The organism is Citrobacter sp. RHBSTW-01044 (genome assembly GCF_013781945.1).
Classification (GTDB): Bacteria; Pseudomonadota; Gammaproteobacteria; order Enterobacterales; family Enterobacteriaceae; genus Citrobacter; species Citrobacter braakii.
Window position 1 is genome coordinate 623964 of sequence record NZ_CP056180.1, and the last position, 12868, is coordinate 636831.

A 12868-nucleotide genomic window follows, 5' to 3' on the forward strand; every position below is an offset into this window, starting at 1 on the left:
GTTCTGCCTGATAAGCGAAGCGCCATCAGGCAGTAATACCTGAGAAGCGCTCCTTGTTACATCTTAGCCCAGCTCACTCTCCGCCAGCGCTTTAAACACCATCGCTACGGCGTGCGCGCCGGGGTCCATATTTCCGAATAGGCTTTCGCTGCTCAGATACGATGCGCGACCCGCATTGGCTTTGCTCGACAAACAGGTTCGTTCGGCTCCCGCTTGCGCGGCGTCGAATGCGGCCTGCAGATTTTTCGGCTGTGTGAGCAGCGAGGTCAGGGCCGGTTGCAGCGCATCAATCATTGTGCGATCGCCTTCGTCTGCGCCGCCGTAGAACTTCATCTGCGCCAGCCCCGTATTTAGCGCTTCGACAACGTTAGCGCCCTGTTCCAGTTTCTGCCCGGCGGCGGTAAAGAAGATTGACATCAGCACACCGCTGGAACCGCCCATCACCACGGTCAGACGTTCGCCAATCAGCGCGAACAGCGTGGCAAGGTTATCCAGCGGCAGCTGCTGGCGATGCAGCAGGCTGGCAATTTCACGTGCGCCGGCGGCAAAGGTCGAACCGGTATCGCCATCGCCGACTTTGGCGTCCAGCGCATTCAGATGAGTCTCCAGATCGGAAAGGGTTGCGGTGACCAGCTCCACAATCCCGGCCACCAGGGCGTTTGCCGAAGGCTGGAATTCCACGCGGGCGCTACGCTGAGATGACACTACGCAGGTGATTTCACGCGGTGGGACCGGCGTCGGCCAGTTGCTGGTTTCCACTTCGGTGAGCAGTGCTTTTTCGATGCTCTCTTCCAGCACGATGGCCGTCAGTGAGAAGCCTTTCATATCCAGCGCAGTGACCAGCGAGGCCGGGCCAATTAGCCAGTCGATACGCGAGTGCAGCGGGCTGCTGGCGAGTTCGCGGGTGATGATGGCCATTTCGGCCACGGAAACGCCGCCAAGGTTATTAATCATCACCGCCAGACGACCGGTTTCAGGCAGGGCGGCCAGCAGTTTATCCACCATCAGGTTCACCACTTGCGCACTGTTTTGGGTGTCGATAACCGATGCGCCTGGTTCACCGTGAATGCCCATACCCAGCTCCGCATGACCCGGATGATGACGAGGGGCTGCGTCGGTTTCTTGCGGCAAATGACAGCTGGAAAGCGCTACGCCCAGACTAAAGGTGTTGCTGGCTGCGTACTGCGCTTCACGCAGGACGGTGGCGAGGTTATAGCCGCGTTCGGCAAAATAGCCTGCGATTTTATGCACCAGGATAGTTCCCGCAATGCCACGTGGGTGTTTGTTATCCGGCAGGGAGATGTCGTCGCCGACAATCAGCATTTCAACGTTATAGCCAAGGCGACGCGCCTTCTCGGCGGCGAGACCGAAATTAAGACGGTCACCGGTGTAGTTTTTCACAATCAACAAACAGCCAGCCTCACCGGTCACCGCCTGAATGGCGGTCAGTACTGCATCCACGCTCGGGGAGGCGAAAACATCGCCGCAGACCGCAGCGGTTAGCATGCCTTTACCGATAAACCCAACGTGCGCGGGTTCGTGTCCCGAACCGCCGCCGGAAATGACCGCTACGTTATTTTTATTAAGGTCACGACGGACCACGATGCGAATGGCCGGATCGCTTTCCAGACGCGCCAGGTTATTCCATGGGCTGGCGATAATCGCCCCGTCGATGACGTCGCTCACAAGATGGGTGCGTTGGTTAAAAAAGAATTGAGACATAACGGCTCCTCGAGGTTGAGTGAAAGACAAACCCCCGAATGTAGGATCATGGTGCGGAGGCAATGAAGAGATTCTGGCGAAGTCAGCGTGGAAAAAAACAACGCTAAAATGAGTTTCATTACGGAACGTTGATGCTGTTTTTTGTTCCGAAATGAAACTTAAAAAAGCGGGGAATGATCATAATGCGAGCTCGCTCGACTTTTTTCTCCTGCGATCAGCGCCGCTCATACGGCGCAGCCAGCCTTTTTTTTGCCGGTTTTAATACAACTGCATGAGTAAAAGAGGAACTGAGCTTCGTGTTTGCCGGAGATTTGGGGGAAATGTACGGATCGGGATCGCAAACCTTATCATTTTTGTGGATAAGTGTTCCAGAATGGAACGTGCGTCGTTTTTATCTGTTTCATATCAGAACAAAATGACGAAAGATTTTTTTGTTCACGCCTCGCCATACAGTTATTGCATCGCTCCGGTACCTCCTGTTTTTGCCGACAGCAACAGGCCAAACAGGTTAACGCCAGGGCTCACCATGTAAAAACATGTACTTATTTGAGGATGAAAGGAATGCTAAAAGTTATTCAATCTCCAGCCAAATATCTCCAGGGCCCTGACGCTTCCACCTTATTTGGTCAATACGCTAAAAATCTGGCGGACAGCTTTTTCGTGATTGCGGATGACTTCGTGATGAAGCTGGCGGGAGAGAAGGTACTCAATGGCCTGCACAGCCACGACATTAGCTGCCACGCGGAACGCTTCAACGGTGAATGCAGCCATATTGAAATTAATCGCCTGATTGCCATTCTGAAACAGCACGGTTGCCGCGGCGTGGTTGGGATTGGCGGCGGGAAAACGTTGGATACCGCCAAAGCGATTGGTTACTACCAGAAGCTACCGGTGGTGGTGATCCCGACTATCGCCTCTACCGATGCACCAACCAGCGCGCTGTCCGTTATCTATACCGAAGCCGGTGAGTTTGAAGAGTATCTGATCTACCCGAAAAACCCGGATATGGTGGTGATGGACACCGCAATCATTGCCAAAGCGCCGGTACGCCTGCTGGTGGCCGGGATGGGCGATGCACTCTCAACCTGGTTTGAAGCGAAAGCCTGTTATGACGCCAGAGCGACCAGCATGGCGGGCGGACAGTCCACCGTAGCGGCGTTGAGCCTGGCGCGCCTGTGCTATGATACCCTGCTGGCGGAAGGCGAAAAGGCACGCTTTGCCGCGCAGGCTGGCGTGGTGACTGATGCGCTGGAGCGTATTGTCGAAGCGAACACTTACCTCAGCGGCATCGGCTTTGAAAGCAGCGGTCTTGCAGGGGCGCATGCTATCCACAACGGTTTTACGATTCTGGAAGAGTGCCACCATTTGTACCACGGTGAAAAAGTCGCCTTTGGTACGCTGGCGCAGCTGGTGCTGCAAAACAGCCCGATGGAAGAGATCGAAACCGTGCTGAATTTCTGTCAGAAAGTAGGCCTGCCGGTAACGTTAGCGGAAATGGGCGTGAAAGACGACATTGACGGCAAGATCATGGCCGTGGCCAAAGCGACCTGCGCGGAAGGTGAAACCATCCACAATATGCCGTTCCCGGTGACGCCTGAGAGCGTACATGCCGCGATTCTGACGGCAGACCTGCTGGGACAGCAGTGGCTGGCGCGTTAATCAGTCGTCGGTAAGTTTTTATCCGGCATCTTCTCCCCCCTCTGACAGTCTCTGCCGGAGGGGTTGTCTATGGTAAAACAGCGGAAAGGGATATGACGACGCACACTCAGGACATTGGGAAGGAAGTCTCTTCGGTCATTGCCCAGTCATGGCATCGTTGCAGCAAGTTTATGCAGCGGGAAACCTGGCAGGCGCCGCATCAGGCGCAGGGCCTGACCTTTGAGTCGATCTGTCGTCGCAAAACGGCGCTGCTGACGATTGCTCAGGCCGCGCTGGAAGATGCCTGGGAGTTTATGGACGGCCGTCCGTGCGCGCTGTTAATTCTGGATGAATCGGCCTGTATTCTCAGCCGTTGCGGCGATCCGCAGACGGTGGAGCAACTGGCGGAGCTCGGTTTTCGCGACGGCAGCTACTGTGCAGAAAGCATTATTGGCAGCTGCGCGTTGTCGCTGGCGACGATGCCGGGGCAGCCGACAAAAACCTCTGGCGATCAACACTTTAAACAGGCGTTGCATCCGTGGTCGTTCTGCTCTACGCCAGTATTCGATAACCATGGTCGACTGTTTGGCTCCATCTCGCTGTGCTGTCTGGTAGAGCATGAGTGCGTTTCTGATTTATCCCTGACGCTGGCGATTGCCAGAGAAGTCGGCAACTCATTGCTGACTGACAGCCTGCTGGCTGAATCCAACCGCCATCTGAACCAGATGTACGGGCTGCTGGAGAGTATGGATGATGGCGTGATGGCCTGGAACGAACAGGGCGTATTGCAGTTCCTCAATGCGCGCGCGGCTCTGCTTTTGCATCTCGACGCGCAGGCCAGCCAGGGGAAGAATATTAACGACCTGCTCAATCTCCCCATGCTGCTGCGTCGGGCGATCAAACATGCCCGCGGCCTGAATCATGTCGAAGTCACCTTTGAAAGCCAGCACCAGTTTGTTGATGCCGTCATCACCCTGAAACCGATTGTTGAAGAGCAGGGCAACAGCTTTATCCTGCTGCTGCATCCGGTGGAGCAAATGCGTCAACTGATGACCAGCCAGCTCGGCAAGGTGAGCCACACCTTTGAGCAGATGTCGACAGACGATCCAGAAACCCGACGTTTGATCCACTTTGGTCGTCAGGCGGCGAGGGGAAGTTTCCCGATCCTGCTGTGCGGGGAAGAGGGCGTCGGTAAAGAGCTACTGAGTCAGGCCATTCACAATGAAAGCGAACGCGCCAGCGGGCCGTATATCGCCGTGAACTGCCAGCTGTATGCCAACAGCGTACTGGGGCAGGATTTTATGGGCAGTGCGCCCACTGATGATGAAAACGGTCGGCTGAGCCGTCTTGAACTGGCGAACGGCGGCACGCTGTTTCTGGAAAAAATTGAATATCTGGCGCCGGAGTTACAATCCGCGCTGCTGCAGGTGATCAAGCAGGGGGTTTTAACACGCCTGGATGCCCGGCGGCTGATTCCGGTGGATGTCAAAGTGATCGCCACCACCACGGTTGATCTCGCTAATCTGGTGGAGCAAAACCGCTTTAGCCGTCAGTTGTATTACGCGCTGCACTCTTTTGAGATCGTAATCCCGCCGCTGCGGGCGCGGCGTAACAGTATTCCATCGCTGATTTATACGCGGTTGAATAGCCTGAAAAAACGCTTTTCATCCAGCCTGAAGATCGACGACGACGCGTTGGCACAACTGGTGGCCTATTCGTGGCCGGGTAATGATTTTGAGCTGAACAGCATTATTGAAAACATCGCTATCAGCAGTGATAACGGCCATATTCGGCTGAGCAATCTGCCGGATTATCTGTTTGCCGAACGCCCTGGTCTGGAGACGGCATCTTCACTGCTGCCCGCCAGCCTGACCTTTACCGCCATCGAGAAAGAGGCGATTATCCATGCCGCCCGCGTGACCAGTGGGCGTGTTCAGGAGATGTCGCAACTGCTGAATATTGGTCGCACCACCTTGTGGCGTAAGATGAAGCAGTACGACATTGATGCCAGCCAGTTTAAGCGCAAACATCTGGAGTAGTTTCTTCGATTCTGGCCATCGAGAACAGCGCATCCGACAGCCGGTTGATATAACGCCTGGCCTCATCGCGTAACGTCAGCGTTCTGCCCATCGCGATGAGGATCCGCTCCAGCCGACGCGTCAGGGTTCGCGCAACGTGCAGCTGTGCCGATGCCAGATTTTTCCCCGGAATAACAAACTCTTTGAGCGGGCCGCTTTGCGCCATATTGCGGTCAATAAGCTGCTCCAGCGCCTGAATATCCTCTTCGCCAATACGCTGTTTTAAGCGTGTGAGTCCTTTCTGATCGCTGGCGAGTTCCGCCCCCAGTACGAACAGCATCTTCTGCATAGCGTGCAATTCCTGGCGTAGCTCGGCCTGGCGCGTGCTGGCATAGCAGACGCCAAGCTGGGAAATCAGTTCATCCACCGTGCCGTAGGCCTCAACGCGGATGTCGTCTTTATCGATACGGCTGCCGCCAAACAGCGCGGTCGTGCCGTTATCGCCGGTTCGGGTATAGATGCGGTACATTTATTTTATCTCGCTGAGAGGAAGAACTTTAACCAGTTGACCGGCATTGGCGCCGAGCGTGCGGATCTGTGCTGTCCCGACGCGGGTATGCCCGCAGACCAGCGCCCGATCCTCGGGCAACTGGGCATGGGTTAAGGCAATATCACCGGTGGCGTTGAGACCGAGACCCACGCGCAGCGTCGAACTTTTGGCCGCCAGTTTGCCGAGCGCCAGCGCGCAGTCATGATCGTCGCAACAGATTGCCCGGCAGGGAACGCCTTGCTCTTCCAGCCCCCAACACAGCTCATCAAGCACGCGAGTACCCTGCCAGCGTGAGTGATAAAACAGATGTACACCCGGTGATGAAAGTGACATTGCGCCCCCTGCGTTATCAGAATGCCTGACGGAAGATCTCGGCAATTTCTTTCTCGTTCCCTTTGCGCGGGTTGGAGAAGGCGTTGCCGTCCTTCAGCGCCATTTCCGCCATATACGGGAAATCGGCTTCTTTGACGCCCAGATCGCGCAGATGCTGCGGAATACCGATGTCGGCGGAGAGGCGGGCAATAGCATGAATGGCCAGCTCGGCGGCATCCATGGTGGAGAGTCCGTCCGTGTTTTCGCCCATAAACTCTGCAATGTCGGCAAATTTTTCCGGATTAGCGATCAGGTTATAGCGCGCCACGTGCGGCAGCAGTACGGCATTCGCCACGCCGTGCGGCATGTCGTAAAGACCGCCAAGCTGATGCGCCATCGCGTGAACGTAGCCGAGGTTGGCGTTGTTGAAGGCCATACCCGCCAGCAGGGAGGCGTAGGCCATGTTCTCGCGAGCTTTCAGGTTGCTGCCCAGCGCCACGGCCTGACGCAAGTTACGGGCGATCAGGCGGATCGCCTGGATAGCGGCAGCGTCGGTGACCGGGTTGGCATCTTTGGAAATGTAGGCTTCCACGGCGTGGGTCAGGGCGTCCATCCCGGTGGCCGCAGTCAGTGGAGCTGGTTTGCCGAGCATCAGCAGAGGATCGTTAATAGAGACCGACGGCAGGTTGCGCCAGCTGACAATCACAAACTTCACTTTGGTTTTGGTATTGGTCAGCACGCAGTGGCGGGTGACTTCGCTGGCGGTCCCGGCAGTGGTATTCACCGCAACGATCGGCGGCAGCGGGTTGGTCAGGGTTTCAATCCCGGCATAGCTGTAGAGATCCCCTTCGTGAGTCGCGGCGATACCGATGCCTTTACCGCAATCATGCGGGCTACCGCCGCCAACGGTAACGATGATGTCGCAATGCTCTTTCCGAAAGACCTCCAGGCCGTCGCGCACGTTGGTGTCTTTGGGGTTTGGCTCAACGCCGTCAAAAACCACGACGTCAATACCGGCTTCACGCAGATGTGTGAGGGTTTTATCTACCGCGCCGTCTTTAATCGCCCGCAGACCTTTATCAGTGACCAGCAGCGCTTTTTTACCGCCCAACAGTTTGCAGCGTTCACCGACCACGGAAATAGCATTGGGGCCAAAGAAGTTCACATTTGGCACCAGGTAATCAAACATACGATAGCTCATAATATACCTTCTTAGATTTAAATTATAATTCAGAGAAACAATTCAATGCGGTTTCTGCTAATAATCTGTCTTGTTCGACGGTACCGCCACTTACGCCAACGGCACCGATTAATTCGCCGTTTAATATGACAGGTAAACCGCCGCCAAAAATAACAATTCGTTGTTGATTGGTGAGCTGCAAGCCATATAGAGAGGCACCTGGTTGTACCGCATCGGTAATTTCATGGGTACCCTGTCGCAGGCAGCAGGCGGTATAAGCTTTATTAAGAGAGATATCACAGCTGGTGACAAACGCGTCGTCCATACGTTGCATTAGCAGCGTGTTCCCGCCGTGATCCACCACGGAAAACACCACCGGAACGTTGATTTCAAGCGCTTTAGCCTCGACGGCCTGCGCCATTTTCTTTGCAGCCGCCAGCGTAATGGTGGCGATTTGTTGGCTCTTATTCACAGTCTCTCCTGAAAAGGTTGTAGGGCTGAGGTCACGAAAATATCGCGCAACAGCTATTTTTATCATTGGCTTTATCTTATTTTCTCGCCCCGCGTTATTAAGTCAATAGGGTGGGAATTTCAAAAATATTACGTTCAGTTTCCTGTTGCGGTGTTTATTGATAATGATCATTTAACCTCGTCACAATTCGCGGTGAATATTCCTGAGCCGCGTTTCAATATGAAACGATGGTTTTTTATTACGTGCCAAATTGGAACGAAATTAATTTTATTTTTTTATTGTCCTGCTCATTTAGAGTTCGGCTATTGCTGATGAAAGGCGAATGCCGGGTGTTGTGTCCCCGGCAATACGGCCCGGCGTCCCTATTTTTTATCTTTTGAGTCCATAAACTATGAGAAGATCAAAACGATTCGAAGTGCTTGCCCAGCGGCCTGTAAATCAGGATGGGCTAATTGGCGAATGGCCTGAAGAGGGGCTGATCGCAATGGAAAGCCCTTACGATCCGGCTTCGTCGGTGAAGGTGGAAAATGGTCGTATTGTTGAGCTGGACGGCAAGAGCCGCGCCGAGTTCGACATGATTGACCGGTTCATTGCCGATTACGCGATTAACGTGCCCGAGGCCGAGCGCGCCATGCAGCTCGACGCGCTGGAGATCGCCAGAATGCTGGTGGATATCCACGTCAGTCGGGAAGAGATCATTGCCATTACGACTGCCATCACCCCGGCGAAAGCGGTGGAGGTGATGGCGCAAATGAACGTGGTGGAGATGATGATGGCGCTGCAAAAAATGCGCGCCAGACGCACCCCCTCCAATCAGTGCCACGTGACCAACCTGAAAGATAACCCGGTACAGATTGCTGCCGACGCTGCTGAAGCGGGGATCCGTGGCTTTTCCGAACAGGAAACAACGGTCGGGATCGCCCGCTATGCGCCGTTTAACGCCCTGGCGCTGCTGGTGGGGTCCCAATGCGGTCGCCCCGGCGTGCTGACGCAATGCTCCGTTGAAGAGGCCACGGAACTGGAACTGGGAATGCGCGGGCTAACCAGCTACGCCGAAACGGTGTCGGTATATGGCACGGAGTCGGTGTTTACCGATGGCGATGATACGCCGTGGTCAAAAGCGTTTCTTGCCTCGGCTTATGCTTCTCGTGGCCTGAAGATGCGCTACACCTCCGGCACCGGCTCGGAAGCGCTGATGGGCTATTCCGAAAGTAAATCGATGCTTTATCTGGAGTCGCGTTGCATTTTTATCACCAAAGGCGCGGGCGTACAGGGGTTACAAAACGGCGCGGTCAGCTGTATCGGCATGACCGGCGCTGTGCCGTCGGGGATTCGCGCGGTGCTGGCGGAAAACCTGATTGCCTCGATGCTCGACCTTGAAGTGGCCTCCGCCAATGACCAGACCTTTTCCCACTCCGATATTCGTCGTACTGCCCGCACCCTGATGCAGATGCTGCCGGGCACCGACTTTATCTTCTCCGGCTATAGCGCGGTACCGAACTACGACAACATGTTTGCCGGGTCGAACTTCGACGCTGAAGACTTCGATGATTACAACATTCTGCAACGCGATCTGATGGTTGACGGGGGACTGCGTCCGGTCACGGAAGAGGAGACAATCGCCATCCGCAATAAGGCCGCGCGCGCCATTCAGGCGGTGTTCCGCGAACTGGGCCTGCCGCTGATTAGCGATGAAGAGGTGGAGGCCGCCACTTACGCTCACGGCAGCAAAGATATGCCCGCGCGCAATGTGGTGGAAGATTTGGCTGCCGTGGAAGAGATGATGAAGCGCAATATCACCGGGCTGGATATCGTCGGCGCGTTGAGTTCCAGCGGCTTCGAAGACATCGCCAGCAATATCCTCAACATGCTGAGGCAGCGTGTTACTGGTGATTATCTGCAAACGTCGGCCATTCTGGATCGTCAGTTCGACGTCGTCAGCGCCGTTAATGACATCAACGATTATCAGGGACCCGGCACCGGCTATCGCATCTCTGCCGAACGTTGGGCGGAAATTAAAAATATTGCGGGCGTGGTTCAGCCCGGCTCGATCGAATAAGGCGGTACACAGTGGAATGCACAACTGAACGTAAGCCGGTTTTCACCTTGCAGGTGAGCGAAGGCGAGGCGGCTAAAGCGGACGAACGCGTGGATGAAGTCGTGATAGGCGTCGGCCCGGCCTTTGATAAGTATCAGCACAAAACATTGATTGATATGCCGCACAAAGCGATTTTGAAAGAACTGGTTGCCGGCATTGAAGAAGAGGGCCTGCATGCTCGGGTGGTGAGGATTCTGCGCACTTCTGATGTTTCATTTATGGCATGGGATGCGGCAAATCTCAGCGGTTCTGGCATCGGGATTGGTATCCAGTCGAAAGGAACCACGGTGATTCATCAGCGCGATCTGCTGCCTCTGAGCAACCTTGAGCTGTTCTCTCAGGCTCCGCTGCTGACGCTGGAAACCTATCGCCAGATTGGTAAAAACGCCGCGCGCTATGCACGTAAAGAGTCGCCTTCGCCAGTGCCAGTGGTTAATGACCAGATGGTACGCCCCAAATTTATGGCCAAGGCCGCGCTGTTTCATATCAAAGAAACCAAACACGTGGTGCAGGATGCTGCGCCTGTCACGCTGCATATTGCACTCGTAAGGGAATGACCATGAACGACAACATCATGACCGCGCAGGATTATCCATTAGCGACCCGCTGCCCGGAGAAAATCCAGACTCCTACCGGCAAACCGCTAACCGAGCTTACCCTTGAGAATGTGCTGGCGGGTCGCGTAGGTCCGCAGGATGTGCGTATTTCTCAGCAAACGCTGGAGTACCAGGCGCAGATTGCCGAACAGATGCAGCGTCACGCCGTGGCGCGTAATTTCCGTCGTGCGGCGGAGCTTATAGCAATCCCGGATGCCCGTATTCTTGAAATTTACAACGCGCTGCGGCCGTTTCGTTCTTCGTTCGCCGAGCTTCAGGCCATTGCCGATGAACTGGAACATACCTGGCATGCCACGGTGAACGCCGGGTTTGTCCGCGAGTCGGCAGAGGTGTATCTGCAGAGAAATAAGCTGCGTAAAGGCAGCCAGTGACGGAGGTTGTATGCCGTTAATTGCAGGGATTGATATCGGCAACGCCACCACCGAAGTGGCGTTGGCGCAGCATGGCCGGTTTATCGCCAGCGGGATTGTCGCCACGACCGGTATGAAAGGCACACGGGACAATATTGCCGGGGTGGTGGCCTCCCTGCAGCAGGCGCTGAATAACACCCCGTGGTCGCTTCAGGACGTGGCGAAAATCTGCATCAACGAGGCGGCACCGGTGATTGGCGATGTGGCGATGGAAACTATCACTGAAACCATCATTACCGAATCAACAATGATTGGGCATAACCCGCAAACGCCCGGCGGCGTTGGCGTGGGAATGGGAACTACCATCGCCGTGGAGAAGCTGGCGGCGTTGAGTGAAGATCGGTTTGCCCAGGGCTGGATCCCGCTGGTTGGTGAGGAGAGGGATTTCCTCGAGGCGGTTTGGTTTATCAATGAAGCGCTGGATCGCGGGGTCAACGTGGTAGCGGCGATCCTGAAAAAAGATGATGGCGTGCTGGTGAACAATCGTCTGCGTCGAACAATGCCGGTGGTAGATGAAGTCACCCTGCTGGAGAAGGTGCCGGAAGGTGTGCTGGCGGCGGTGGAAGTGGCGGCCCCAGGACAGGTGGTGCGAGTGCTGTCGAATCCTTACGGCATCGCGACCTTCTTTACGCTGACGCCCGAGGAAACGCAAACCATCGTCCCCATCGCCAGGGCGCTAATTGGCAACCGTTCCGCCGTGGTGCTGAAAACCCCGCAGGGTGATGTGCGCTCAAGGGTGATCCCGGCGGGTAAGATTTTTATCCGCGGCGAAAAGCGCGGCGGTGAAGCCGACGTAGCGCAAGGCGCACAGGCCATTATGCAGGCGATGAGCACCTGTGCGCCCGTGTGCGATATTCGTGGTGAAGCAGGTACGCATGCAGGCGGCATGCTGGAGCGGGTGCGTAAGGTGATGGCCTCGCTGACCGGTCACGACATGCACGCGGTGTATATTCAGGATCTGTTGGCGGTGGATACGTTTATTCCGCGCAAGGTGCAGGGCGGTATTGCCGGGGAGTGTTCAATGGAGAACGCCGTTGGCATTGCGGCGATGGTGAAATCCGATCGCTTACAGATGCAGGCCATCGCCAGTGAGCTGAGCGTCCGGTTAAACATCCCGGTTGAAGTCGGCGGCGTGGAGGCCAACATGGCTGTCGCCGGTGCGTTAACAACGCCCGGATGTGCTGCACCGCTGGCGATCCTCGATTTAGGCGCAGGCTCCACCGATGCCGCCATTATCAATAGCGATGGCGTAGTGAAAGCGGTCCATCTGGCTGGCGCGGGGAATATGGTCAGCCTGTTGATTCAAACCGAGCTGGGCTTAAGCGATCCGTTTCTGGCGGAGGAAATTAAAAAATACCCGCTGGCAAAAGTGGAGAGCCTGTTCAGCATTCGTCACGAGAACGGCGCGGTGGAGTTTTTTCGCGAACCGCTCAGTCCGTCAGTGTTTGCCAAAGTCGTTTATCTGAAAGACGGCGAGCTGATCCCCGTAGATAACCAGACCTCGCTGGAAAAAATTCGGTTGGTGCGCCGACAGGCCAAAGAGAAAGTTTTTGTGACCAACTGCCTGCGCGCTTTACGCCAGGTGTCACCCGGCGGCTCTATTCGCGATATGACTTTTGTGGTGCTGGTGGGCGGCTCCTCGCTGGATTTCGAAATCCCGCAGATGATCACCGACGCGCTGGCGCATTACGGCGTGGTTGCCGGACAGGGCAACATCCGTGGTACCGAAGGGCCGCGTAATGCGGTAGCGACCGGGCTGGTTTTGGCCGGGATAGCGAATTAATCGTGCAGAAAACAGCCGCCGCAAGCGTTTAGCTGCGGGGTAAATCAAATAAAGGTGATGTTCTCTTT

At 55.5% G+C, this 12868-nt stretch carries 11 protein-coding genes; 6 read left to right on the top strand and 5 right to left on the bottom strand.

Features of this window, described 5'->3' with window-relative positions; all coding sequences use genetic code 11:
* Positions 1–63 precede the first annotated feature (63 nt).
* Complete coding sequence (locus tag HV352_RS03065; protein WP_181635184.1) at positions 64–1722, bottom strand: glycerone kinase; 1659 nt, start codon at positions 1720–1722, stop codon at positions 64–66.
* A 561-nt stretch (positions 1723–2283) separates the two neighbouring features.
* Between HV352_RS03065 and HV352_RS03070 the strand changes: the two genes are divergently transcribed.
* Both HV352_RS03070 and dhaR read left to right on the top strand, forming a co-directional pair.
* Positions 2284–3381: a glycerol dehydrogenase gene (locus tag HV352_RS03070; protein ID WP_016154586.1), complete on the top strand. Its 1098-nt coding sequence runs from the start codon at positions 2284–2286 to the stop codon at positions 3379–3381.
* A gap of 92 nt (positions 3382–3473) precedes the next feature.
* Positions 3474–5399, top strand: coding sequence for a dihydroxyacetone kinase operon transcriptional regulator DhaR (dhaR, locus tag HV352_RS03075; protein ID WP_016154585.1), 1926 nt, complete (start codon positions 3474–3476; stop codon positions 5397–5399).
* Here dhaR and HV352_RS03080 read toward each other — a convergent pair.
* The 4 genes from HV352_RS03080 to HV352_RS03095 are packed head-to-tail and all read right to left on the bottom strand — an operon-like array spanning position 5377 to position 7892.
* The gene (locus tag HV352_RS03080; RefSeq protein ID WP_016157513.1) at positions 5377–5907 is read right to left on the bottom strand and encodes a cob(I)yrinic acid a,c-diamide adenosyltransferase; all 531 of its coding nucleotides are present in this window, start codon (positions 5905–5907) and stop codon (positions 5377–5379) included. The two genes, dhaR and HV352_RS03080, sit on opposite strands and share 23 nt — an antisense overlap.
* On the bottom strand, positions 5908–6261 hold the full coding sequence (locus tag HV352_RS03085; RefSeq protein WP_046276246.1) for a glycerol dehydratase reactivase beta/small subunit family protein: 354 nt from the start codon (positions 6259–6261) through the stop codon (positions 5908–5910).
* Between the two features lie 16 nt (positions 6262–6277).
* Positions 6278–7441: a 1,3-propanediol dehydrogenase gene (gene dhaT / locus HV352_RS03090; RefSeq protein ID WP_016157511.1), complete on the bottom strand. Its 1164-nt coding sequence runs from the start codon at positions 7439–7441 to the stop codon at positions 6278–6280.
* A gap of 22 nt (positions 7442–7463) precedes the next feature.
* A complete protein-coding gene (locus tag HV352_RS03095; protein WP_047358664.1) occupies positions 7464–7892 on the bottom strand; it encodes a heme-binding protein in 429 nt (142 codons plus the stop codon).
* A gap of 391 nt (positions 7893–8283) precedes the next feature.
* Between HV352_RS03095 and HV352_RS03100 the strand changes: the two genes are divergently transcribed.
* Genes HV352_RS03100 through HV352_RS03115 form a run of 4 tightly spaced genes read left to right on the top strand, consistent with a single transcriptional unit; the run spans position 8284 to position 12800 of the window.
* Complete coding sequence (locus tag HV352_RS03100; protein ID WP_016154580.1) at positions 8284–9951, top strand: propanediol/glycerol family dehydratase large subunit; 1668 nt, start codon at positions 8284–8286, stop codon at positions 9949–9951.
* 11 nt (positions 9952–9962) lie between these two features.
* Complete coding sequence (locus tag HV352_RS03105; RefSeq protein WP_016154579.1) at positions 9963–10547, top strand: propanediol/glycerol family dehydratase medium subunit; 585 nt, start codon at positions 9963–9965, stop codon at positions 10545–10547.
* 2 nt (positions 10548–10549) lie between these two features.
* Positions 10550–10978 carry a diol dehydratase small subunit gene (locus HV352_RS03110; RefSeq protein ID WP_049040243.1) on the top strand — a complete coding sequence of 143 codons (429 nt, stop codon included), beginning with the start codon at positions 10550–10552 and terminating at the stop codon, positions 10976–10978.
* Between the two features lie 10 nt (positions 10979–10988).
* Positions 10989–12800, top strand: coding sequence for a diol dehydratase reactivase subunit alpha (locus HV352_RS03115; RefSeq protein WP_019077734.1), 1812 nt, complete (start codon positions 10989–10991; stop codon positions 12798–12800).
* Positions 12801–12868: the final 68 nt, after the last annotated feature.

Excerpts from the sequence above, each read along its gene's own strand:
- HV352_RS03065 (WP_181635184.1), bottom strand. The coding sequence starts at position 1,722 with ATGTCTCAATTCTTTTTTAACCAACGCACCCATCTTGTGAGCGACGTC.
- HV352_RS03070 (WP_016154586.1), top strand. The coding sequence starts at position 2,284 with ATGCTAAAAGTTATTCAATCTCCAGCCAAATATCTCCAGGGCCCTGAC.
- dhaR (WP_016154585.1), top strand. The coding sequence starts at position 3,474 with ATGACGACGCACACTCAGGACATTGGGAAGGAAGTCTCTTCGGTCATT.
- HV352_RS03080 (WP_016157513.1), bottom strand. The coding sequence starts at position 5,907 with ATGTACCGCATCTATACCCGAACCGGCGATAACGGCACGACCGCGCTG.
- HV352_RS03085 (WP_046276246.1), bottom strand. The coding sequence starts at position 6,261 with ATGTCACTTTCATCACCGGGTGTACATCTGTTTTATCACTCACGCTGG.
- dhaT (WP_016157511.1), bottom strand. The coding sequence starts at position 7,441 with ATGAGCTATCGTATGTTTGATTACCTGGTGCCAAATGTGAACTTCTTT.
- HV352_RS03100 (WP_016154580.1), top strand. The coding sequence starts at position 8,284 with ATGAGAAGATCAAAACGATTCGAAGTGCTTGCCCAGCGGCCTGTAAAT.
- HV352_RS03110 (WP_049040243.1), top strand. The coding sequence starts at position 10,550 with ATGAACGACAACATCATGACCGCGCAGGATTATCCATTAGCGACCCGC.
- HV352_RS03115 (WP_019077734.1), top strand. The coding sequence starts at position 10,989 with ATGCCGTTAATTGCAGGGATTGATATCGGCAACGCCACCACCGAAGTG.